Source organism: Enterobacter sp. HK-058-C-ECC (assembly GCF_047531125.1).
GTDB classification, from domain to species: Bacteria; Pseudomonadota; Gammaproteobacteria; order Enterobacterales; family Enterobacteriaceae; genus Enterobacter; species Enterobacter quasiroggenkampii.
The window spans coordinates 177573-199716 of the sequence record NZ_JBLKCH010000002.1 but is presented as its reverse complement, the minus strand read 5'-3'; the positions used below and the strand labels follow the sequence as shown (position 1 = coordinate 199716).

Annotated in this window: 19 protein-coding genes; 14 read left to right on the top strand and 5 right to left on the bottom strand. The window is 57.7% G+C overall.

The genetic code is table 11. The features are described from left to right. The first annotated feature begins 65 nt into the window (after positions 1–65). The 11 genes from ACMWJS_RS05005 to dsbG all read left to right on the top strand — a co-directional run bounded on the left by ACMWJS_RS05005 (position 66) and on the right by dsbG (position 12769). Positions 66–1583 (top strand): carbohydrate porin, encoded by a 1518-nt coding sequence (locus ACMWJS_RS05005; RefSeq protein WP_414746726.1) that lies wholly within the window; start codon positions 66–68, stop codon positions 1581–1583. Between the two features lie 66 nt (positions 1584–1649). Beyond that, the gene (locus tag ACMWJS_RS05000; RefSeq protein ID WP_023619263.1) at positions 1650–3020 is read left to right on the top strand and encodes a sucrose-specific PTS transporter subunit IIBC; all 1371 of its coding nucleotides are present in this window, start codon (positions 1650–1652) and stop codon (positions 3018–3020) included. Continuing rightward, positions 3020–4426 carry a sucrose-6-phosphate hydrolase gene (locus tag ACMWJS_RS04995; RefSeq protein ID WP_414746725.1) on the top strand — a complete coding sequence of 469 codons (1407 nt, stop codon included), beginning with the start codon at positions 3020–3022 and terminating at the stop codon, positions 4424–4426. The genes ACMWJS_RS05000 and ACMWJS_RS04995 overlap by 1 nt, the downstream gene beginning before the upstream one ends. A 28-nt stretch (positions 4427–4454) precedes the next feature. Continuing rightward, positions 4455–5471 (top strand): LacI family DNA-binding transcriptional regulator, encoded by a 1017-nt coding sequence (locus ACMWJS_RS04990; RefSeq protein WP_229225904.1) that lies wholly within the window; start codon positions 4455–4457, stop codon positions 5469–5471. Positions 5472–5560: 89 nt separating this feature from the next. Further along, on the top strand, positions 5561–7111 hold the full coding sequence (locus ACMWJS_RS04985) for a methyl-accepting chemotaxis protein (protein WP_414746724.1): 1551 nt from the start codon (positions 5561–5563) through the stop codon (positions 7109–7111). A gap of 721 nt (positions 7112–7832) precedes the next feature. After that, a complete protein-coding gene (locus ACMWJS_RS04980; protein WP_008501687.1) occupies positions 7833–8252 on the top strand; it encodes a hypothetical protein in 420 nt (139 codons plus the stop codon). A gap of 5 nt (positions 8253–8257) precedes the next feature. Beyond that, on the top strand, positions 8258–8818 hold the full coding sequence (locus ACMWJS_RS04975) for an RNA polymerase sigma factor (RefSeq protein ID WP_414746919.1): 561 nt from the start codon (positions 8258–8260) through the stop codon (positions 8816–8818). Positions 8819–8905: 87 nt separating this feature from the next. Beyond that, positions 8906–9277: a hypothetical protein gene (locus ACMWJS_RS04970; protein WP_167210770.1), complete on the top strand. Its 372-nt coding sequence runs from the start codon at positions 8906–8908 to the stop codon at positions 9275–9277. Between the two features lie 48 nt (positions 9278–9325). Further along, positions 9326–11350, top strand: coding sequence for a protein-disulfide reductase DsbD family protein (locus ACMWJS_RS04965; RefSeq protein WP_414746723.1), 2025 nt, complete (start codon positions 9326–9328; stop codon positions 11348–11350). 7 nt (positions 11351–11357) lie between these two features. Continuing rightward, the gene (locus tag ACMWJS_RS04960) at positions 11358–11969 is read left to right on the top strand and encodes a DsbA family protein (RefSeq protein WP_414746918.1); all 612 of its coding nucleotides are present in this window, start codon (positions 11358–11360) and stop codon (positions 11967–11969) included. Between the two features lie 41 nt (positions 11970–12010). Then, the gene (gene dsbG / locus ACMWJS_RS04955; RefSeq protein WP_414746722.1) at positions 12011–12769 is read left to right on the top strand and encodes a thiol:disulfide interchange protein DsbG; all 759 of its coding nucleotides are present in this window, start codon (positions 12011–12013) and stop codon (positions 12767–12769) included. A gap of 40 nt (positions 12770–12809) precedes the next feature. Here the strand turns inward: dsbG and ACMWJS_RS04950 are convergent, their stop codons facing one another. Then, entirely contained in the window at positions 12810–14102 is a 1293-nt protein-coding gene (locus ACMWJS_RS04950; protein WP_414746721.1) for a glycoside hydrolase family 10 protein, read from the bottom strand. A gap of 7 nt (positions 14103–14109) precedes the next feature. Beyond that, positions 14110–14397, bottom strand: a complete 288-nt coding sequence (locus ACMWJS_RS04945) for a VF530 family DNA-binding protein (protein WP_045415848.1) — start codon at positions 14395–14397, stop codon at positions 14110–14112. Positions 14398–14561: 164 nt separating this feature from the next. On the opposite strand from ACMWJS_RS04945, the gene ACMWJS_RS04940 reads away from it, so the two are divergent. Both ACMWJS_RS04940 and ACMWJS_RS04935 read left to right on the top strand, forming a co-directional pair. Beyond that, entirely contained in the window at positions 14562–16259 is a 1698-nt protein-coding gene (locus ACMWJS_RS04940) for an Hsp70 family protein (RefSeq protein WP_414746720.1), read from the top strand. After that, positions 16256–17590 carry a J domain-containing protein gene (locus ACMWJS_RS04935; RefSeq protein ID WP_414746719.1) on the top strand — a complete coding sequence of 445 codons (1335 nt, stop codon included), beginning with the start codon at positions 16256–16258 and terminating at the stop codon, positions 17588–17590. Before ACMWJS_RS04940 ends, ACMWJS_RS04935 begins: the two co-directional genes overlap by 4 nt. Positions 17591–17663: 73 nt before the next feature. Here ACMWJS_RS04935 and ACMWJS_RS04930 read toward each other — a convergent pair whose 3' ends face one another. Further along, positions 17664–19151 (bottom strand): UbiD family decarboxylase, encoded by a 1488-nt coding sequence (locus ACMWJS_RS04930; protein ID WP_414746718.1) that lies wholly within the window; start codon positions 19149–19151, stop codon positions 17664–17666. Between the two features lie 113 nt (positions 19152–19264). On the opposite strand from ACMWJS_RS04930, the gene ACMWJS_RS04925 reads away from it, so the two are divergent. After that, the gene (locus ACMWJS_RS04925; RefSeq protein WP_008501665.1) at positions 19265–20149 is read left to right on the top strand and encodes a LysR substrate-binding domain-containing protein; all 885 of its coding nucleotides are present in this window, start codon (positions 19265–19267) and stop codon (positions 20147–20149) included. Here ACMWJS_RS04925 and ACMWJS_RS04920 read toward each other — a convergent pair. Both ACMWJS_RS04920 and ACMWJS_RS04915 read right to left on the bottom strand, forming a co-directional pair. Next, a complete protein-coding gene (locus tag ACMWJS_RS04920; RefSeq protein WP_414746717.1) occupies positions 20140–21051 on the bottom strand; it encodes a LysR family transcriptional regulator in 912 nt (303 codons plus the stop codon). The two genes, ACMWJS_RS04925 and ACMWJS_RS04920, sit on opposite strands and share 10 nt — an antisense overlap. Before the next feature lie 4 nt (positions 21052–21055). Continuing rightward, positions 21056–22042, bottom strand: coding sequence for an MBL fold metallo-hydrolase (locus tag ACMWJS_RS04915; RefSeq protein ID WP_414746716.1), 987 nt, complete (start codon positions 22040–22042; stop codon positions 21056–21058). Positions 22043–22144 lie beyond the last annotated feature (102 nt).

Sequence of the window (22144 nt, the reverse complement as noted above, 5' to 3'; positions counted from 1 at the left end):
ATCAGCAACCTAAACCGGTTTAGCAATTTAGCACGTTTAATGACTTCTTTTAGGGATGCGACAAAATGTATAAAAAACGCAGACTTGCCGTGATGATAGGCATGCTGGCCGGAAGTACCTCTGTTTTTGCCCAGTCGGATATGTCCAGTATTGAAGCGCGCCTTGCCGCGATGGAGCAGCGCCTTCAGGACGCGGAGACGCGCGCGCAGGTGGCTGAAAAACGCGCCGCGGCAGCAGAACAAAAAACGCAGCAGCTGGTTGCCGCTCAGCAGCAGGCGCAAACGACGACCCAGGAGGTGGCGCAGCGCACCACCGCGCTGGAGAAGAAGGCGGATCAGACCGGCGGGTTTGAGTTCCACGGCTATGCCCGCTCTGGCCTGCTGATGAACGATGCGGCCTCCAGCAGCAAAAGCGGCCCTTACCTGACGCCAGCCGGTGAAACCGGTGGTGCGGTGGGGCGTTTGGGTAACGAAGCCGACACCTACGTCGAGCTAAACCTCGAGCACAAGCAAACCCTGGATAACGGGGCGACTACGCGCTTTAAAGCGATGCTGGCCGACGGTCAGAGAACCTATAACGACTGGTCAGCCGATACCAGCGACCTCAATATTCGCCAGGCCTTCGCAGAACTGGGCAATCTGCCTGATTTTACCGGCGCGCTGAAGGGCAGCACCTTCTGGGCGGGTAAACGCTTCGACCGCGACAACTTTGACATCCACTGGCTGGATTCCGATGTGGTGTTCCTGGCCGGTACCGGCGGCGGCGTTTATGACGTGAAATGGAACGATTCGCTGCGCAGCAACTTCTCCATTTATGGCCGCAACTTCGGCAGCGTGGAGCAGACCGACAACAACGTTCAGAACTATATCCTCAGCATGAACCACTTCGCCGGCCCGTTCCAGCTGATGGTGAGCGGCCTGCGGGCGAAGGATAACGACGACCGTAAAGACACTAACGGCGATCTCATCAAAACGGATGCCGCCAATCACGGCGTTCATGCTCTGATGGGCTTGCATAATGACAGCTTCTACGGCCTGCGCGAAGGGACCGCCAAAACGGCGCTGCTGTATGGTCACGGGCTGGGTGCGGAGGTGAAAAGCATCGGCTCCGATGGCGCCTTGCTGTCTGAGGCGGATACCTGGCGCTTTGCAAGTTACGGTGTCACGCCGATCGGCGGTGGCTGGAGCGTTGCGCCCGCCGTTCTGGCACAAAGCAGTAAAGATCGCTACGTCAAGGGCGATAGCTATGAGTGGGTAACGCTCAACACCCGCCTGATCAAAGAGGTCACCCAGAATTTCGCGCTGGCCTTTGAGGGCAGCTATCAGTACATGGATTTAAACCCGGAAGGCTATAAGGATCGCAACGCCGTGAACGGCAGTTTCTACAAGCTGACCTTTGCGCCAACCTTAAAAGCGAGCAAAATCGGCGATTTCTTCAGCCGTCCCGAACTGCGCCTGTTTGCCACCTGGATGGACTGGAGCAGCAAACTGGATCATTACGCCAGCGATGATGCCTTTGGCATCAGCGGCTTCAACGCTGGCGGGGAATGGAACTTTGGGGTCCAGATGGAAACCTGGTTTTAACCCATCACGCTCCCGCCTGGCGGGAGCGTTTCGCACATCATAAAAAGAAGTCAGGCAGAGGTATCTATGGATTTTAATCAAATCGCCCGCGAGCTTATTCCGCTGCTCGGTGGCAAGGAAAATATCGCCAGCGCGGCGCACTGCGCAACGCGTCTTCGTCTGGTGCTGGTCGATGACGCGCTGGCGGATCAGCAGGCTATCGGCAAAGTTGACGGTGTGAAGGGCTGTTTCCGTAACGCCGGGCAGATGCAGGTGATTTTTGGCACGGGCGTGGTCAACAAGGTGTACGCCGCGTTTATTCAGGCGGCGGGGATTAGCGAATCCAGCAAATCTGAGGCTGCGGATCTGGCGGCGCGCAAGCTGAACCCGTTCCAGCGCATTGCCCGTCTGCTCTCCAACATCTTTGTGCCAATCATCCCCGCGATTGTGGCGTCCGGTCTGCTGATGGGCCTGCTCGGCATGGTGAAAACCTACGGCTGGGTCAATGCGGATAACGCCATCTACATCATGCTGGACATGTGCAGCTCGGCGGCGTTTATCATTCTGCCTATTCTGATTGGCTTTACCGCCGCGCGCGAATTTGGCGGTAACCCGTACCTCGGCGCGACGCTGGGCGGCATTCTGACCCACCCGGCGCTGACCAACGCCTGGGGCGTGGCGTCGGGCTTCCACACCATGAACTTCTTCGGCCTTGAGATCGCGATGATTGGCTATCAGGGCACGGTATTCCCGGTGCTGCTGGCCGTCTGGTTTATGAGCATCGTGGAGAAAAACCTGCGCCGCGCGATCCCGGATGCGTTAGACCTGATCCTGACGCCGTTCCTCACCGTCGTCATCTCCGGCTTTATCGCCTTGCTGATTATCGGCCCGGCGGGGCGCGCCCTGGGTGACGGTATTTCCTTTATTCTGAGCACGCTGATCGCCCACGCGGGCTGGCTCGCCGGGCTGCTGTTCGGCGGACTTTACTCGGTGATTGTGATCACCGGTATTCACCACAGCTTCCACGCGATTGAAGCCGGGCTGCTGGGCAACCCGTCGATTGGCGTTAACTTCCTGCTGCCGATCTGGGCCATGGCGAACGTGGCGCAGGGCGGCGCCTGTCTGGCGGTGTGGTTTAAAACCAAAGACGCCAAAATCAAAGCCATTACCCTGCCGTCGGCGTTCTCTGCAATGCTGGGTATCACCGAAGCGGCCATTTTTGGTATCAACCTGCGCTTCGTTAAGCCGTTTATCGCTGCGCTGATTGGCGGCGCGGTGGGCGGGGCATGGGTGGTCTCCGTGCATGTGTACATGACCGCTGTCGGGCTGACCGCGATTCCGGGGATGGCCATCGTGCAGGCCAGCTCGCTGCTCAACTATATTATCGGCATGGTGATTGCCTTCGGCGTGGCGTTTACCGTCTCACTGCTGCTGAAATATAAAACGGATTCTGAATAATGACGTTACCTTCCCGCTGGCCTGCGATCCTGCAGGCCGTTATGACAGGTCAGCCGCGGGCGCTGTCGGACAGCCATTATCCGCAATGGCACGCCGCGCCGGTGACGGGGCTGATGAACGACCCGAACGGGTTTATCTGGTTCGCTGGCCGCTATCACCTGTTCTATCAGTGGAACCCCCTGGACTGCGAGCATCGCTTTAAGTGCTGGGGGCACTGGAGCTCTGCAGACCTGATGCACTGGCGGCATGAGCCGCTGGCGCTGATGCCCGACGAAGCGTATGACCGCAACGGCTGCTACTCCGGTAGCGCCATCGATAACGAGGGCATTTTGACCCTGTGCTACACCGGCAACGTTAAGTTCGATGACGGCAGCCGTACCGCATGGCAGTGCCTGGCCGTGGAGCAGCCGGACGGGACCTTCAGGAAGCTGGGGCCGGTGCTGGCGCTGCCGGAAGGCTACACCGGCCACGTGCGCGACCCGAAGGTGTGGCAGCACGAGGGGATGTGGTACATGGTGCTCGGCGCGCAGGATGTGCAGAAGCGCGGCAAGGTGCTGCTGTTTAAATCAGCCGATTTGCACGCCTGGATATCCTGCGGGGAGATCGCCGGTCACGGGGTAAACGGCCTGACGGACGCGGGTTATATGTGGGAATGTCCGGACCTGTTTGCTCTCGACGGGACACATGTCCTGATCTGCTGCCCGCAGGGCCTGGCGCGCGAGCCGCATCGCTATCTCAATACCTATCCGGCCACCTGGATGAACGGGGAGTTTGACTATGCCAGCGCTGCATTCGATCACGGCGAGCTTCACGAGCTGGATGCGGGGTTTGAGTTTTACGCCCCACAAACCACGCTGGCGGAAGATGGACGCCGCATTCTGATCGGCTGGATGGGCGTACCGGACGGGGAAGAGATGCTTCAGCCCACCCGGGCGCACGGCTGGATGCACCAGATGACCTGCCCGCGCGAACTCCGCTATCGCGACGGCAGGCTCTGGCAGACCCCGGCGCGCGAGCTGGCGGCGCTGCGTGAAGATGAGCAGCACTGGCAGGGGCGCGCCAGCGACGCGCCCGAACTGGACGCGACGCGCCTGGAGTTTGAGCTAGGCGCATCGCAGGTGAACGTCGATTTTGCCGGCGCGCTGCGTCTCAAGGTCGATGAGCAGGGCGTGCGCCTGGAACGCGCGAGCCTGAAAACCGGTGAAACACTGACCCGCTACTGGCAGGGTGACGTCCGTCACTTACGCGTTCTGTGCGACCGCTCCAGCGTCGAAATCTTCATTAACCAGGGCGAAGGGGTGATGAGCAGCCGCTATTTTCCTGACCATCCGGCCCGGGTGCGATTCGAAGGTGCGTCCGATATCACATTACGCTACTGGTCGCTGCGCGCCTGCATGATAGAATGAGGGTTTTGGCAGCCGGATCTAAGTCGTTGTGAGAAAAACAAAACGCGTCACCATTAAAGACATCGCGGAGCTGGCGGGTGTGTCAAAAGCCACCGCCAGCCTGGTCCTGAACGGTCGCAGCAAAGAGCTTCGCGTGGCGGAAGAGACGCGCGAGCGCGTGCTGGCAATTGCAAAAGAACACCACTATCAGCCCAGCATTCACGCCCGCTCGCTGCGAGATAACCGCAGCCACACCATTGGTCTGGTGGTTCCTGAGATCACCAACTACGGTTTTGCCGTCTTTTCTCACGAGCTGGAAACGCTGTGCCGCGAGGCGGGCGTTCAACTGCTGATCTCCTGCAGCGATGAAAATCCGGGGCAGGAGACGGTAGTGGTGAACAACATGGTGGCGCGTCAGGTGGACGGGCTGATTGTGGCCTCCAGCATGCTCAACGACACGGACTACCATAAGCTGAGCGAGCAGCTGCCGGTGGTTCTGTTTGACCGCCACATCAACGACAGCGCGCTGCCGCTGGTGATCACCGATTCCATTACCCCGACGACCGAACTGGTGGCCGACATTGCGCGCCAGCATCCTGATGAGTTCTACTTTCTCGGCGGCCAGCCCCGCCTGTCGCCCACGCGCGACCGCCTGGAAGGCTTTAAGCAAGGGCTGCGTGAGGCCGGTGTGGCGCTGCGACCCGAGTGGATCATTCACGGCAACTATCATCCGAGCTCCGGATACGAGATGTTTGCTGAACTCTGCGCCCGCCTGGGGCGTCCGCCGAAAGCGCTCTTCGCCGCCGCCTGCGGGCTGCTGGAAGGGGTGCTACGCTATATGGGCCAACATAACCTGCTGCAAAGCGATATCAGGTTAGCCAGTTTTGACGATCACTATCTCTACGATTCGCTGACGATCCCGGTGGATACCATTCGTCAGGATAACCGCCAGCTGGCGTGGCACTGCTTTGATTTGATTAGCAAATTAATCGAGGGGGAGACGCCGCAGCCGTTGCAGCGCAAGCTCAATGCCACCCTGCAGCGACGCTATAAGTCAGCGAAATAGCCCGGTTCGATACTTCAATAACTTTAATTAATTTAAGTTTTGGAATGGCCGATAACCATAAGGAATAATTCTCCTTGAGGTATTGGTTTATGTCGTTGAAAAAGTCGTCCCTGATTGTCCTGTTCTCGCTGCTTTTCTTCTTTGTTGTCAGCACCGTCACCAGCGTTGGCCTCATCATTAAAAGTAATAATTCGCTGGATAACGTCAACAAAGAGATCCAGGTTGTGCTGTCCATTATTGACCCTATCAACCACAGCCGTACGCTGCGCGTGCGGGTGATGGAGTATGTGAAGATGGTGGAAGCGGGCAACGCGGCGGACGGCGCTGCAAAGCTTACCACCGTGAAAGAGGCGTTGACCAAAGCGGACCACGCCTTTGCGGCCTTTATGGCGTCGCCGCGCCTGAGCGATGAAGCGCCGCTGGTCACTGCCTATCAGGACGCCTGGCAAAACTACCGCAACCAGGGGCTGGCGCCGCTGATCGACGCCGCCGAGGTGCACGATGTTGCCAAATTCAACGCGCTGATCCCGGAAGTCTCCCGCCTCGACCGCCAGTACGAGATCGTTCTCGACCAGGTGCTTTCCGTCCACCAGAAATACGCCAAAAGCCTGAACGAAGATGCCAGCAGTAACTTCGTCTCTGGCCTGGCGATCATTGCCGCTATCGCAAGCCTGTTTGTGGTGGTGATTGTCGCCGTCAGCCTGCTGATGAAGCGCTTTGTCTTTGCGCCGGTTAACCTGGCGCGCGAGCACTGCAGCCAGATTGCGGCAGGCAAGCTGGACATTCCAGTGCCGGTGAAGGGGAGTACAGGCAACGAAATCGACCATCTGATGGGCTCGATGGAGCAGATGCGTCAGGCGCTGCTGGCGACCATCGCCCAGGTGCGCGATGCGAGCCATACCGTAACGCACGCAGCCCAGGAGATTGCCTCCGGGAATATCGACCTGGCGTCACGCACCGAGCAGCAGGCTTCGGCGTTAACCCAGACGGCGGCCAGCATGGAAGAACTGAGCGCGACGGTGGCGAACAATACCGATAATGTGTATCAGGCCGGGAAACTGGTGCAGGACGCGGTGAAAAATGCCCACACCGGTGAAGCGGTAACCCGTGAAGTCATCGACACGATGAATACCATCGCGGCGAACTCGAAGCGCATTGAAGACATCACCAGCGTGATTAACAGCATTGCCTTCCAGACCAACATCCTGGCGCTGAACGCGGCGGTTGAAGCGGCGCGCGCCGGTACGCAGGGACGCGGCTTTGCGGTCGTGGCCAGCGAAGTACGCACCCTGGCGCAGAAAAGCGCGGTGGCGGCGAAAGATATCGAAAGCCTGATCGCGCAGTCGGTTTCCAGCGTGAAAAACGGTGCGGAGCTGGTGAGCCGCTCGGGCGAGGTGATTGATTCGATCATTTCATCGGTGAATAAAGTGAATACGCTGATGGAGCAGATCTCCGTCGCCTCTGAAGAGCAGAGCCGCGGGATCAGTCAGGTCGGGCAGGCGGTAACCGAGATGGACGGCGTGACCCAGCAGAACGCCGCGCTGGTGCAGCAGTCCGCGGCGGCAGCGGCCTCGCTGGAAGAGCAGGCGCAGCAGCTTTCACGGAGTATTTCGAGTTTTAGGTTGCCGGTGCAGGCTTGATGGTATGAGGGAGGCTCCGCAAGGAGCCTTTTATATTACTGTCACACATTAAGTCTTGCCTGCTTACTCTTTGAGTTTGTTTCAGTACCACTTATTGTATTTCACATATATAACAGAAATAACAATCACCCAAACGACGCTGAGTAAAGCAGCATGCCCCGGTATAAACCGTACAAATAGATATATTCCAATTACGATAAGCAACGCAGGAATCAGGTAAAAAAACGATTTCAAAAGCCATAAAATTGCTTGCTTCATTTCCGCAGTATCTCGTACAAGGCGTCGCCTATCACTTGCTCATTATTATCCCCAGAGTTTACCTGATAAATGATTTCAGACATTTGCGGTTCGATTAAGAAGTATAACATCTCGATATTTTCTTTATACAGTGCCTGGTAGTACTGAGGATCCTGAAATTTGAGTCGATTAGCCGCAGATGCTGCTACCTGAGCCTTTGAGTAAAGCGTTGCGCCATTAACAAACTCATCTTCCTGGCATTGTTATCAATCATACTGGCCGTCATTGCTATCGCATTGGTTAAGCGACTTCTTCGTACGCGATGATTTGCCTACAAGTGACTCATAGCATCCGTCAGCCGTTACCGCTATGAGTCCAAATTCTGCAGCACAAAAAAATTTTATTCACCCCAGCAATATTTCACTCCCTCATCCGTCTACCTCATCACAAGCCATAATCAGTTACTGCAAACGAGGTAAACACCATGAGAGATTTTGAACTGCACGGCAGAGGTCACGGGCGCGGATTTGGTCGCCACCGTATGGGCAAAGGTTTAATCATCGGCGCGGTGATTTTCATCGTGCTCGGTCTGCTGGTGATGTCCCTGTGGAACGCCTTGCTCCCGGCGATCCTCGGCGTGAAGGCCATCGGATTCTGGCAGGCGCTGGGCATTCTGGTGCTGAGCCGCATTCTGTTTGGCGGCTTAGGTTTCCGCCCCGGAATGTTTGGCGCGCACCGCCGCATGCACGAGCGCTGGATGAACATGACGCCCGAACAGCGTGAGGCGTTTATTCAGCAGCGCCGTGAAGGGTTCGGTCGCCACGGTCGCGGTCACTGCGGCTGGCACGGTCATCGTGACGATAAGCGCGATGAAGCCACGCCAAAAGCGCCGGAAGCAGAGTGAGCGAGATGAAAGCCGGGGAGGCGAGCGGATCCATGCTGATGTCGGCGCTCAATGCCTGTCGCGCCCGGCTGAAAGCCTTCATTCGCGGACGGACGTCCGTGCGCGATGATGCCGACGACATTTTGCAGGAAGTGACGTATCAGCTGATGAAAGTGGAGCAGCCGGTCGAAAACGTCGCCGCCTGGCTGTTCCGCGCGGCGCGTAACGAAATGACCGACCGGGCGCGTAAAAAGCGCGAGGTGTCGCTCTCCGGCTATTTTACGGGCGAAGATGACGACGGTTATCCGGAAGACGAGCTGGCCGAAACCCTGTTCGGCGTTCCGCACACGCCGGAGGAGGAGTACCTCAAAACGCTGCTGTGGGAAGAGCTGGGCCAGGCGCTGTCTGAACTTCCGCCGCCGCAGCGGGAGGTATTTGAAAAGACCGAGCTCCACGGCTACAGCATTAAAATGCTGGCAGAGGAGACCGGCGCCAGCGAACAGGCGCTGTTATCCCGCAAGCACAAGGCGGTGCTGTTTCTGCGCACGCGGCTGCGGGACGTCTATGACGCGCTGACAGGCGAATAGCGGCGGCAGACAAAACCTTACACTTCCGGCACTTGTAGATTCATCACTATCGTTTATGATCGGGGCGTCTTGTCACTCTGGAATGTTATGCGCAACCGTCAGCTCCTCGGAAAATGGCTTTTGATTATCACCTGTCTCGCGATGGCGCTTTGCCTCGTGCAGCGTGCGGTGATGCTCAACCATTTTTTACAGGGACTGGATCCGCAGATTTCGCTGAGTGCAGATGCCCCGACTCAAACCAGCAACACTGAACAACCCGGCCCGTCGCCGTGTCAGCTCGGCGCGCACTCGCTGCTTTGCGCCCAGCCGCTGTTCTTCGACGGTGCATTACCGGCCATTATTATCTTCTTCGCGCTGCTGCAGCTGTTGACGCAAGGGCGGGCACTGGCTCCTGCGGAACAGCCCGTTCAGGCACCGCCTCCCCGAATACACCTTAAAAACTGCGTTTTCCGTGAATGAAAAACATCGTCACCACACGATAATTTTTCACTGTTCACGGAGTACAACATGGTTAACCTCTTCAGGGGATTCGTCTTCCTGTGGCTGTCCTGCATCGGCATTGTCCATGCGGCGGACACCGGCTGGCTGGTCTCCCCACAAAACGATCACGCCCGCATCCGCTTTCAGGCGGAGAGGGAACAAACGCATGTTAAAGGCGTGCTCACCGTTGAGCTAAAGCCCGGCTGGAAAACCTACTGGCGATCGCCGGGCGAGGGCGGCGTGGCGCCGAAAATCAGCTGGCCGGAAGGCGTAACGGACAGCTGGTCCTGGCCGGTGCCGTCGCGCTTCGATATCTCCGGCATGACCACGCAGGGCTATCACGATAAGGTGACGATCCCGATTACGCTCGATGGAGCGAAGGGCGACACGCTCGACGGGACGCTGACGCTCTCTACGTGCAGCAACGTCTGCCTGCTGACGGACTACCCGCTGCACCTCGATTTTACCCAGCCGGTGGATGAGGGCTTCCGCAGCGCCTTCGGGCAAGCGATGCGCGCCGTTCCGGGCACGTCTGGCGTATCCAAGGATCTCTCTGCCTGGCTCTCTGGCGACAAGCTGGTGATTACCGGCACCACGGACGGGAAGTGGAACAATCCGGGGATCTACTTTGACCCGCTGGAGGGTGACATTCTGCCCGGCGAGCCGGTCATTAAACACGACGGCACTGCGCTTCGGGTGACGGTACCCGTGACCGACGAATGGGGTGATAAACCCGCCTCATTGGCAGGCAAAAGACTGTCGTTTGTGCTGACCAACGGCGATCGGGCGCAGCAAACCACCATGACCGTTGGGACAACGCCCGAAGAGACCTCCGTGCCGGACGGGACGGGAAAAATGGTGCTCTTTGCCCTGCTGGGCGGGCTGATCCTGAACCTGATGCCCTGCGTATTGCCGGTGATGGGCATGAAGCTTAATAGCATCTTGCTGGCGGGATCGAACAGCCGCGCCATCAGGCTGCGCTTTCTGGCCACCAGCGCCGGGATCCTCACCTCCTTTATGCTGCTGGCCGGGATGGTCACCGCGCTGAAGCTGGCCGGAGCGTCGCTGGGGTGGGGTATTCAGTTCCAGAACCCGTGGTTTATCGGCCTGATGGTCGCCGTGACCTTCCTGTTTGCGCTGAACCTGTTTGGGACGTTTGAAATGCTGCTGCCTTCTTCTGCCGCAGGACGGCTGGCGACGGCAGGGGGATCGGGGATCGGCGGCAGCTTCTGCGAAGGGATGTTCGCCACGCTGCTGGCGACGCCGTGCTCCGCACCGTTCCTCGGTACCGCGGTCGCTTTTGCCCTTGGCGCGCCGCTGCACGCCCTGTGGCTCATCTTCCTGATGCTCGGCGTGGGCATGAGTCTGCCGTGGCTGTTCGTTGCCCTGGTGCCGAAAACGGCGATGCTGCTGCCGAAACCCGGCCGCTGGATGAACACGCTCAGGGTCATCCTCGGCATGATGATGCTGGCCTCCAGCCTCTGGCTGGCAACGCTGTTTAGCGTGCATCTGGGTGAGGCGGTCAGCCAGATCGTGATGCTGGCGCTGACTGCCTCTGCGCTGGTGCTGTTCGCACAGAAGCGGCAAAAATCTTCGCTCTTGTTCTGGCTGGTGGTCATCGCGCTGTCGGCGTTCGGCGGGTATCAGCTGCGCGGTCTGCTTAACGCGCCGTCTGACGCTCCGGCACAAAACGTTGCGCAAACCGTCCCGTGGCAGCCGCTCAGTGAAGAGGCCATTGAGCAGGCGCTGGCGCAGGGGAAGCGAGTGTTTGTGGATATCTCCGCGGACTGGTGCGTGACGTGCAAAGTTAACGAGCACCGCGTACTCAGTCAGCCGGACGTGATTGCCGCGCTGCGCCAGCCGGACGTGGTGGCCCTGCGCGGAGACTGGAGCCAGCCGTCCGCGTTTATCGCGGATTTTCTGGCGAAGCGAAACCGCTACGCCATTCCGTTTAACGCGGTGTATGGCCCCGGTCTGCCTGAAGGGGAAATTCTCTCGCCGCTGCTGGACAAACGCACCCTGGTTACCACCCTGAACAATGCAAAAGGCTAAAGGTATGATGAAAAAACTCTTTATTACGCTTCTACTCCTGCTGGCCCCGCTTCAGGTATTTGCTGCCCAGCCGCTGACGCCTTACCAGGAGCAGCGCGCGCAGAAGATGATCGCTGATTTCCTGTTTAACGATCCAAACTCCCCGCGCATCGGCGCGAAAAACCCAAAGCTCACCCTGGTGGTGTTTACCGACTACAACTGCCCGTACTGTAAAAAATTCGATCCGTACCTGGAGAAGATTGTCGAAAAACATCCGGACGTGGCGGTGGTCTTTAAGTTTTTACCTTTCCGCTCGGAAAGTTCGCTGACCGCCGCACGAGACGCGTTAACTGTCTGGCGTGCGCATCCTGAGCAGTTTATGAAGCTGAACCACACCCTGATGGCGAAAAAGGGGTACCACGATGACGCCAGCATTCAGGAGGCGCAAAAGCGGGCGGGCGTGAGCGTGACGACGCCGGACGAGGAGAGTTTTCTGACGATCAGGCGCAGCCTCATTGTGGCGGAAAAAATGGGGATCCAGGGCACGCCCGCCACGCTTATCGGCGAGGGGCTGCTTCCCGGCTGGGTGCCGTTCGAACAATTCGACGAAATGGTCAGTGAAGCACTGAAAAACCGTTAACCTGAAGGGGGCGAAATGCCCCCGACAAACCGGAGAGGGAAATGAAAAAATTACTGTTACTTTCGGCGCTGGCGACGTCAGGGCTGGTACAGGCGGCTGAAGCCATACCGGATGTGGTGAAGCACTTCAGCGAGCAGCAGAACATCAAAATCATCAAGAAGCTGGATGCGCCGGGCGGGGCGCCAGCCTGGCTGGGGCAGTATCAGGATATGGGCGTGACGCTCTTTCTTACGCCGGACGGCAAGCACGTGATCTCAGGTTATCTTTATGATGACAAAGGGAAGAACCTCAGCGAGGGCTATTTCCAGAAAGAGATCTACGCCCCAATGGGACGTGAAATGTGGAAGAACCTCAATGTGGCGCATCCCCTGAAAGAAGGGGCGGATAACGCCCCGCGTAAGGTCTTTGTCTTTGCCGATCCGTTCTGTCCGTACTGCAAGCAGTTCTGGGCCGAAGCGCAGCCGTGGGTCAAGGCCGGTAAGGTTCAGCTCAATACGCTGCTGGTGGCATTCCTCAACCCCAACAGCGGACGCAACGCCGCCGCCATTCTGAATGCGAAAGATCCGGTTGCGGCCTGGCGCGAATACGAGCTCTCCGGCGGCAAAAAACTGCCCAAGCCTGAAGGCGAGGCTTCTCGGGAAACGGTAGCGATACTGCAGAAGCACCAGGCGCTGATGGACAGCCTGGGCGCTAACGCCACGCCGGCTATTTATTATCTGAATGCGGAAAACGAGCTGCAGCAGGTGGTGGGTATGCCGGATGCGCAGCAGCTCGAGGCGATGTTCGGGCCGAAGCCGTAAAAAAAACAGGCAGAAACGGGCGTTTCTGCCTGCTCGTTACTTAGCTACCCCAGCGTCCCCGGAGGTAGTTTACCGCCTGCTGGGTCTGCGGCTGGTTCAGGTAATCTTCCCGGAACAGGATGGTGCCGTTGACGTTGGGCAGCGAATCGTTGAGATCGAGCTGCTTTTTCAACTCCGGCACGCCGCCCTGAACCGTCCAGTCCGGCTCGTTTCTCGACGGCTCACCCACCTTATAGAACGCAATGCCGATATACAGGCGCGTGTGGGTTGGCTTCACGACGTCGGCCCACCATCTGGTCAGCACGTCGTAGCGCGCGGCATCACGCGCGAAGGGCCAGTAAATCTGCGGCGCGATGTAGTCCAGCAGGCCCTGCTGCACCCACTGACGCGTATCGGCGAAGGATTCATCATAGGCCGCGGCGCCCCGTGTGTCGGAGCCTGCCGGGTCAAAGGAGCGGTTACGCCATACCCCCGCCGGGCTGACGCCAAACTCAACGTCGGGCTTTGTCTGCTTGATTGCGCGGGAGACCTGGACGATCAGCTGCTGCGTGTTGTGCCTTCGCCAGTCGGCTTTTGAGGCAAATCCCTGGCCGTACTGCCGCCAGGTCTGTGAATCATTCAGCGCGGAGCCCGGCGATTCGGCATAGAAGTAATCATCAAACTGCACGCCGTCTACCGGGTAGTTCGCCACCACTTCGGTCACCACTTTGGTTATCCAGTCCCGCACCTCGGGAATGCCAGGGTCAAGCACAAAGCGGTCGCCTGAGATGCGCACCCACTCCGGATGCTGAACATAGACGCTGGACGGGGTCTGATAGGCGGTCCGGTTCAGGGCGGCTATAGTAGACGGTTTGGTGTTGGTCGACACGCGATAGGGGTTGAACCAGGCATGGACTTTCATGCCGCGCTTGTGCGCTTCATCGAGCATAAACTGCAGCGGATCGTACCCCGGATACTCACCGATGTTGCCGGTCAGCATATCCGACCACGGGAGAATCTTTGATGACCAGAGGGCCGTGCTGTCCGGCTTCACCTGGAAAAAGACCGTGTTGATGCCGAGGTGCTTAAGGTTGTCGAGCTTTGCTATCAGCGCCTGCTTTTGCATCGCGATGCGCTGGTCCGCGCTGCGGCCATTCACCGAGGCCACCGGTGGCCAGTCGAGACGCGAGACGGTCGCCAGCCAGATGCCGCGCATCGGCTGGTTTGCCTGCGGCGTCGGTTTGCTGACGGTGGGGAGAGGGGTAACCAGCGATTTCGGTGGTTTTGAGGAGCAGCTCACAAGTAAAAGCGCGCAGGCAGCCAGCGCACCGATCCGTTTTACGTGTCGCGTCATTTGCGTATTAGCTCTTGATAATCCGACTGTTGGCCCAGGGATTAAAGGCGGGCGCCGCCTGCGCTGTATTTCCCTCATCGTTGAGAGAGTCCAGATACAGGGCTTCCACTTCCGCGCGCGCCCATGGGGTACGGCGCAGAAATTTCAGGCTCGATTTAACGCTGGGGTCTTTTCTGAAACAGTTAATTTTGATGCGGTCGCCCAACTCGCTCCAGCCATATTTCGCCACCAGGGCGTTGACCATCATCTCCAGCGTTACGCCATGCAAAGGATCTTTGGAAATATGTGCAGTCATAGGCGTCCGGATGTCTCGATTTTTAGGGGATTGGGGTAAACGCTGAAAGGGTACAAGAAAGCAGGGGAAGCGGCAATAACATCGAGATCCCCCTTTTTTTGGGCATTAGCTCCTTCTAACTGTCTGTATAATCAACAGACTAACAATAAAAAACGGGTATACCGATGACGCATAATCAGGTGCTGGGAATCGATCTCGGCACAACGAACAGCGCGGTCAGTGTTTGGCTTGAGGGGCGGCCAGTACTGGTTACGAATAAATTTGGTGAGGTTCTGACCCCTTCCGTCGTGGGTCTTGACGATGACGGTAATATTCTGACAGGTCGTTCCGCCCGGGATCGTTTACAAACTCACCCCCATCTCACGCAGGCGAGCTTTAAACGTTTTATGGGGACAGACGTCCAGCTTCCGCTTGGACAGCGGCAATTTCGTGCGGAGGAGTTATCCGCTCTGCTGCTTCGCCAGCTCAAAGAAGATGCTGAAGTCTGGCTTGGTCAGGCCGTCTCCGAAGCGATCATTACCGTTCCGGCTTACTTTAATGATGTACAACGCCGGGCTGTAAAAAATGCTGCGAGCCTGGCAGGACTGAATGCAATCCGCCTGTTAAACGAACCTACAGCTGCGTCGCTTGCGTTTGGATTACTGGAAAACCGCGAACAAAAATACCTTACGTTCGATCTTGGCGGCGGGACATTTGATGTTTCCATTATTGATATGTTTGAGAGCGTGGTGGAAGTTCGTGCCAGCAGCGGTGATGTACGGTTAGGTGGAGATGATTTCTCTGAGGCCATTCTGCACTGGATGTTGCAACAACATCCTGCTCTTAACGCTGCCCCCGATACGGTGAGAGCCGAGCTGCTGGCAAAAGCTGAAAGCATGAAACTGACGTTTAGCCAGTATGCAGAGGCACAGGCAACGCTATTCTGGAATGATACGGAGTGGCGTTGGTTAATGAATGAAGAGCAATTTGCTCAGTGCTGCAAACCGATTTTAAACCGGCTTCAGGCGCCTGTTCAGCAGGCTCTCCATGATGCGCGGTTCTCGGTACACGATCTGGACCACATCCTGCTGGTGGGAGGGGCTACCCGTATGCCACTCGTACGCCAGACGGTCGCACGTCTTTTCGGCCGCTTCCCACGTTACGACCTTCATCCAGATGAAGCCGTAGCGCTTGGCGCGGGCGTTCAGGCGGGAATGGTCATGTCTGATGTCGCCGTGGAGGATATTATTCTCACGGACGTGATGCCTTTTTCTCTGGGGGTTGAAGTTGCCCGACGGAGTTTGGACCGTCTTGAGACGGGCTTTTTCCTGCCACTCATCGAACGTAATACCTTTCTACCCGTGAGTAAAATGGAGACAGTCAATACCGTTGAAGATAATCAACGCACTGTCTTACTGAAGATTTACCAGGGGGAGGCGCGCAAAGTTCGCGATAATATTTTTCTGGGTGAAATGAGTATCGATGTTCCCCCAGCACCGGCGGGAGAGGTCTCTCTGGATGTCCGCTTTACCTACACCCTCGATGGTTTGCTGGAAGTTGAATGCCAGTGCCAGGGAAACCCTGCCATCTCAAGGCTAATTATTGAGAAAGTGCCAGGGCAGATGAGCGATGAACACATTGCCGAGAGCCTGCAAAAGCTCGCTGCACTCAAAATCCATCCTCGCGATCGTAAGGAGAACGTCGCGCTGTTGGCTCGCAGTTCACGTCTGTATGAGCGGCTTCTTGGGGACGAGCGTATCTGCATTGACCGGCTTACAACAGAATTTGAGTGGGCACTTGAGAGTCAGGAGCCGCAGCGGATTGAACGTTGCGCACGTGAGGTTGAACTTTTCCTCAATCACTACGAGGGGTCAGGTAGATGAATATCTGGCAAATTCTTGATATTGCCCCTACAGAGGATGAATCGGAAATTCGGCGAGCCTATGCCCGCCAGTTAAAAAAGAATCGCCCTGATACCGACCCCACGGGTTACCAACGGCTGCGGGAAGCATTTGATGATGCAAAACGGTTAGCACAGCAAGGCAAAGAGAAGGGGCCGCAACCTGTTTTGGTCGATGAACCGGCAGCCATGGTTGATCGTCTGGAAGAAACTGACGAACGCGTGGCCGTTGTCTTACCAGAGCGTGAAGCGTTATACACGGAACAGGAAATATCGGCTCTGGCTTATAAGCTCGTCAACGAAGAGATAACAGGTATTGCTTCTCTCAAGCGTCTCTCCGCTCGCATTAACGGGCGAGGAAGCCTTGAACAACAACGAATTTTCAGTCAACGTCTTGCCGCTGCACTGGCTGAGCAGGATGGATTAACTGAAGCGCAACTTGATATCGTGGCGGAAACGCTGGACTGGCGGATAAATGATTACGACTTTAGCCATGTCATCCCGCTTTACGTTCAGCACGCCATCAATCATCAGATACGCCAGACTGAAATCCTCCGTGCCTGGCAGAAAATGGAGGCGGAAGGGAAGCATGGATCATGGCGGGAGAGGGTGGCTATTAAGCTGCTCAGAAGTGAACGTCAAAGCGTCCCCTGTTGGATACGATTAGTGCCGGGTCTTATTGAGATAATGGCAGCACGATATCAATACTTACTGCACTTTTTCCCCGAAACGCTCGCCAGGTTGAATCCCGCCATTCAGCCGTTTCTGCAGAAACCCCGTTTAGGCATTACCTCGGCGGGTCTTTTCTTATTCGCATTCTGGGGCTTTCTTTTCAGCGCTATTTTACCCTCCACAGGGGGCATTAACCTGGTCAGCACCATTACGATAGCCACCCTTTTTTTCTACCTTTACTTCAGCGATATGGTGCTGATAGGTGTTCATTCCAGGCCCAGATTGCTCAGTGCTTTTTTGGGCATTGAGTTCCTGTTTTCACTCATCATTATTCAGTGGTTCTTTGGCGGACTCTATTTTGCTGCGCTTTCGGCCATTACTGCACCCGGTCTGGGGCCACCACTTCTGGTGACGGCGATCTTTTTGCTGCTGTCAGCGATAGCCGTATGGGCAGTATGGCCAGGCCAGAAGGTACCGGCGATACGTTTGCCGGGGATCATTATGAGCAGGCTCTTTGCCAGTCCATGGCGGATCCTGGAGGTGATGAATTTCGCATGGTATGGCTTATTCTGGCTTTTCATTCATTATTTTATTTGCGCTGCAGTTATGGCGGCGCTGATTAAGCAGTTTAGTGAGAGATGAACCGGGTATGACGCTCTCATAATAAAGGTCACCCGGACTTAAGCCGGGTGACCTTTTTATGTTTGTCTGAAGCTTATTTTTTATCGGCAAACAGCTCCGGCGCCCATGGACGTGGATCCACCTCCATAAACGGCGCGCGCTCGAAGCGGCCCTTCAGCGCCCACGGCACCGTGCAGTCGAAGATCGTCTTGCAGGAAATGCCGTTGCCGCGAATCGAGGTGCTGTAATCCGGCGACTGGGACGGATCGAGCTGGTGGCCGCGGATCCCCGGAATATTGGTGATGCTGACATCGCCCTGCATGCGCGTCGTCATCGCCCACAGGATGTCGTCGCTGTCGAAAATATCCACGTCTTCGTCGACCAGAATAATGTTTTTCAGCTCCGAATAGGTGGCCAGGGCGATAAGCGCTGCCTGGCCCTGACGCCCTTCGTCTGACGGCTGGCGTTTTTTCACCTGCAGTATCCCGAGGAACTTACCGCCGCCCGCGGTATGGGCATAGACGTTTTGCAGGAAGCCCGGAATAGCCTCTTCAACGGCATTACGGATGCTGGCCTCGGTCGGCAATCCGGCCAGCGTGGTATGTTCTTCCCCCGGTCCCACCAGTGTCTGCAGGATCGCGTGGTTTCGCATGGTCACGGCTTTCACTTTGATCACCGGCAGGGAAGGATTCGCCTCGCCGCAGTAGCCCGGGAACTCTGGCATCGCGTGGCCGGTGTTGGTGTGCTGATCCTCTCTCACGCGCACGCCCGGAAGCAGTTCACCTTCGATGATGATCTCCGCCCGCGCGATAGCTTTCTCTTTGACCGCCACGCCCTGCACCAGCTCAACCGGCTGTTGGCGCAGCGCCCCGGCGACGCCCAGTTCGTTGTAGCCAAACGGCGTGGTCGGGGCCTCAAAGCACGCGCCGATATAGATGGCGGGATCGAGACCCATGTTGATCGTCACCGGCAGCGGCTTTCCGGCATCTTCCGCCTTTTTGCGGAACACTTCGATATGGCGCCCGGCGGCAAGGAACATGGAAAGCTCGTCGCGCTCCTGAACGCAGAGGCGGTGGATGGTGACATCCGTCAGCGAGCTGTCTTCCGGATCGCTTGCCAGCACCAGCCCCAGACAGAAGAACGGACCCGCATCAATCGGCGTGTTGGTTGGGGCCGGAAGCAGCTTGCGCAGGTCGAAGTCAGGATCGTCAGCGTAGAAGACCTGCTCCTGACAGGGGGCCTGCGAGGCCGGAACGACAACCGGCGCAACCGGCTTTTTCACCGCCTGGCCGACGTGTTTTGCCAGTTCAGAGGGCTCGCAGCCCAACAGCAGCGCCGCGCGCTCGCGGCTGGCGTGCATGCCCACCAGGATGCGGGAGTGCGGATAGCCCTTAATGCTGTTGAACATCATGGCCGGGCCCGTACGGGTTGGACGTTTGACCGTGCCGCCTGCGCCGATATGGCGATAGACGCCCGCCAGCTCCGCATTGGGATCGACCGGATGATCGGTTTCAATGTATTGCCCTTCGCGGCGCTGCAGTAAGGCGATGGCGCTGCGGAGATCGTTAATCTTGTGTTCCATATTTTCCTCCCTCGGTTGAATACCTCCATTTTTATGGCAATGACCAATAGCATCAATTGCATCATTGCTGTTAAATTGATAAGTAAATTCATATCAATTCAGGAAGTCGTCTCGTGCAGTTTCGTCAGATGCGCCACTTCATCGTCGTGGCCGAAGAGCTCCATATGCACCGGGCCGCCGAGCGTCTGAACATGGCGCAACCGGCGCTGAGCCAGCAGATAAAGGCGCTGGAAGAACGTTTAGGCGTCACGCTTTTCAGCCGGGCGAACCGCCGCTTAACCCTGACGCCCGCGGGTGAAGCGTTCCTGGTAAAAGCCAGGCTTGCCATCTCGTTAACCGAGCAGGCAGTGCTGGACGCCAGACAGACGGCAAGGGGCGAGCAGGGTGTGTTAAACCTCGGGTGCGTGTCGAGCGCGATGTTCGACGGCAGGCTGCCCGCCGCGCTGCGCCAGATGCATAGCCGCTGGCCGGCCATTACCATGTCGCTGATGACGGGAAACGTGCAGACGCTCTACGCCGCCGTGCAGAGCAACCAGCTGGATGTGGCCATCATCCGCGCGCCGCTGCCGTCTCTGCCGGACGATCTGCAAAGCCGGCCGTTCGCCTCGGAGAAAACGGTGCTGGCGCTCTATCGTCAGCATCCGCTGGCCGGGTCCGCCGCGCTGACGCTTTCGTCGGTGAAAGACGAAAAATGGATCTCCCTGCGCGACCCGGAGGGAATGGGGCTGGAACAGTACTTCTATGACGCCTGCAGCGGGGCGGGCTTTCAGCCGGACGTGGTGCAAAACGCGACTGACGTGCCCACGGTGATAAGCCTGGTTTCGGCAGGGTTTGGTCTGGCGCTGCTGCCCGCGTCGGCAAAGGCGGTGAGCGTCGAGAACGTCGTCTACGTGGACATCCTCGACCGGTTGCGGGAGAGCGAACTCACCCTGGTTTGTCACCGGATTATACGCTCAGAAGTGCTTAAAAAGTTTCTGGTTACCCTCGATCACACCTGACGTCCGGCGGCCCGCAGGAGTTGCTCGCGCAGCCAGGCATTCGCCGGATCCTGGCTGTTTTTCGGGTGCCAGTACATGTTGATGGTAATCGGCTGGAGCGGCAGCGGCGGTGGAAAAATATCCAGCGTGCTGGCGAACCGTCGCAGCATCCGTTCCGGCAGGGTACAGACCAGGTCGGTACCGGCAACCAGCGGCGGCGCCATGGCGTAGCTCTGGGTGGACATGGCGACGTGTCGCTGATAGCCCAGCCCGGCAAGAGTTTGGTCGACAAAGCCGGTAAACGGATCTCCCACTGACGACACCACCAGATGGGAAAGCGCGCAGTAGCTTTCCAGATCTAACGGACCTGTTCCGCGCGGATGGCCTTTACGCTGGGCGGTGGCAAACGCGTCGTCGAGGAGTTTGCGCCTCACCCAGCCGTCATGAGCGCCCGCGCTCACGCCGATGTAGATGTCCACATCCCCGTTTTCCAGCTGCTGCGGCAGGTCAGCCATCTCCGGCAGGGCGAAGCGCAGGCGGATGCCGGGGGCGTCGGTTCCCACCTGGTTAAGCAGCCCGGTGCCGAGCATCAGCGCCGGGTTCTCATGCAGCGCGATAACAAAGGTGCGGCTGCTGGTTTGCGCATCAAATGCCGTGGGGGCAAACAGCGCGCTGATGCCGCGCAGTACGTTCGCCACCTGCGGCTTGAGCGCTTCCGCTCGCGGCGTGGGAAGCACCCCGCGTCCATGCGGGGAGGGAATGAACAGCGGTTCGCCAAACAGCGTGCGCAGACGGGCGAGACGGGCAGACAGCGCGGGTTGGCTGATGCCCAGCCGCGCGGCCGCATGGGTGATGTTCCTGTCCTGAAGCAGGGCGTCCAGCGTCAGGAGCAGGTCTATGTCCATGTCAGATATCCGCGTCATCGCTCTATTTCGCGCCGCTGGCGTCCCGGTTGGTATAGGTGACAGGGACCCAGGCATAACCGCTTTTCTCGCCTTTCGTCACATAGCCGATGCCCGGGAAAGGCAGGTGCGGGGCGGCAACCAGGTCCTTGTTTTTCACAAAGTCAGCGAACGCATGCTCGCGTACGCTTGCCGCTTTGTTCTGATCTTCATCATAGGTGATGGTCACCGCAGGCTGCGGGAACTGAACCGCCGCGGCATGAATGATGTCGCCGACAAAGGTGATCTTCTCGCCTTTACTCGTTAGCGTATAGAAGGCTGAACCCGGCGTATGGCCGGGATGAACCGTGCCGGTCAGACCCGGGAGAATCTCCGATGTACCGCTAAACGGCACCACTTTCCCCGCGTCAAGATAGGGCTTCAAGGTCTTCTGCGCGACGTCAAAGTAGTTCTTGCCGTAGCCGGTTTTCTTCTGATTGTCGTCGTTAAAGAAAAAGTCGATATCCGGTTTGCCAACGAAAACGCGCGCGTTGCTGAACACCACCTTGCCATCTTTCACCAGGCCACCGGCATGATCGGAGTGAGCGTGAGTCAGCAGGACTTCAGTGATGTCCTCGGGTTTTATCCCCTGCGTGGCGAGGCTTTCAACCAGACGTCCGCCGGTATCAGGACCAAAGAGCTGGCCAGAGCCGGTATCCACCAGGATTTTATGTCCGGGTATCGCAATCAGGAACGCGTTGATGGAGACCTCAGCCGGGTTGGTCTGGACGTTTTTCGCGAGCAGCTCATCAATGTTTTGCGGCGTTGTCCGGCGCAGCAGCTTGTGCAGATCCTGCGCGACGGTCCCGTCGGTAAACGAGGTGACCAGAACGTCCCCAACCTGAACGCTATATCCGCCCGCCGGTTGTTTAACGACGTGCTGGGGCGTCTCTGCCGAGGCCTGGAGCGCAGGGTAGAAAAGCAGTGAACTGGAAATCAGCGTGGAAAGAGCAAGTTTTTTCACGGTAAGCATACGAGTCTCCTTTGAAAGTGCTCATCTTACTGCTCCGTAAAATTATAAGAACCTGCCCAGAAATGATAGGACCTATAAACGGGATGGATAGGAAACCGAAGG

What these genes read in the sequence shown, in the direction of transcription:
- ACMWJS_RS05005 (WP_414746726.1), top strand. Translation starts at nt 66, where the DNA reads ATGTATAAAAAACGCAGACTTGCCGTGATGATAGGCATGCTGGCCGGA.
- ACMWJS_RS05000 (WP_023619263.1), top strand. Translation starts at nt 1,650, where the DNA reads ATGGATTTTAATCAAATCGCCCGCGAGCTTATTCCGCTGCTCGGTGGC.
- ACMWJS_RS04995 (WP_414746725.1), top strand. Translation starts at nt 3,020, where the DNA reads ATGACGTTACCTTCCCGCTGGCCTGCGATCCTGCAGGCCGTTATGACA.
- ACMWJS_RS04985 (WP_414746724.1), top strand. Translation starts at nt 5,561, where the DNA reads ATGTCGTTGAAAAAGTCGTCCCTGATTGTCCTGTTCTCGCTGCTTTTC.
- ACMWJS_RS04980 (WP_008501687.1), top strand. Translation starts at nt 7,833, where the DNA reads ATGAGAGATTTTGAACTGCACGGCAGAGGTCACGGGCGCGGATTTGGT.
- ACMWJS_RS04975 (WP_414746919.1), top strand. Translation starts at nt 8,258, where the DNA reads ATGAAAGCCGGGGAGGCGAGCGGATCCATGCTGATGTCGGCGCTCAAT.
- ACMWJS_RS04970 (WP_167210770.1), top strand. Translation starts at nt 8,906, where the DNA reads ATGCGCAACCGTCAGCTCCTCGGAAAATGGCTTTTGATTATCACCTGT.
- ACMWJS_RS04965 (WP_414746723.1), top strand. Translation starts at nt 9,326, where the DNA reads ATGGTTAACCTCTTCAGGGGATTCGTCTTCCTGTGGCTGTCCTGCATC.
- ACMWJS_RS04960 (WP_414746918.1), top strand. Translation starts at nt 11,358, where the DNA reads ATGAAAAAACTCTTTATTACGCTTCTACTCCTGCTGGCCCCGCTTCAG.
- dsbG (WP_414746722.1), top strand. Translation starts at nt 12,011, where the DNA reads ATGAAAAAATTACTGTTACTTTCGGCGCTGGCGACGTCAGGGCTGGTA.
- ACMWJS_RS04950 (WP_414746721.1), bottom strand. Translation starts at nt 14,102, where the DNA reads ATGACGCGACACGTAAAACGGATCGGTGCGCTGGCTGCCTGCGCGCTT.
- ACMWJS_RS04945 (WP_045415848.1), bottom strand. Translation starts at nt 14,397, where the DNA reads ATGACTGCACATATTTCCAAAGATCCTTTGCATGGCGTAACGCTGGAG.
- ACMWJS_RS04940 (WP_414746720.1), top strand. Translation starts at nt 14,562, where the DNA reads ATGACGCATAATCAGGTGCTGGGAATCGATCTCGGCACAACGAACAGC.
- ACMWJS_RS04935 (WP_414746719.1), top strand. Translation starts at nt 16,256, where the DNA reads ATGAATATCTGGCAAATTCTTGATATTGCCCCTACAGAGGATGAATCG.
- ACMWJS_RS04930 (WP_414746718.1), bottom strand. Translation starts at nt 19,151, where the DNA reads ATGGAACACAAGATTAACGATCTCCGCAGCGCCATCGCCTTACTGCAG.
- ACMWJS_RS04920 (WP_414746717.1), bottom strand. Translation starts at nt 21,051, where the DNA reads ATGACGCGGATATCTGACATGGACATAGACCTGCTCCTGACGCTGGAC.
- ACMWJS_RS04915 (WP_414746716.1), bottom strand. Translation starts at nt 22,042, where the DNA reads ATGCTTACCGTGAAAAAACTTGCTCTTTCCACGCTGATTTCCAGTTCA.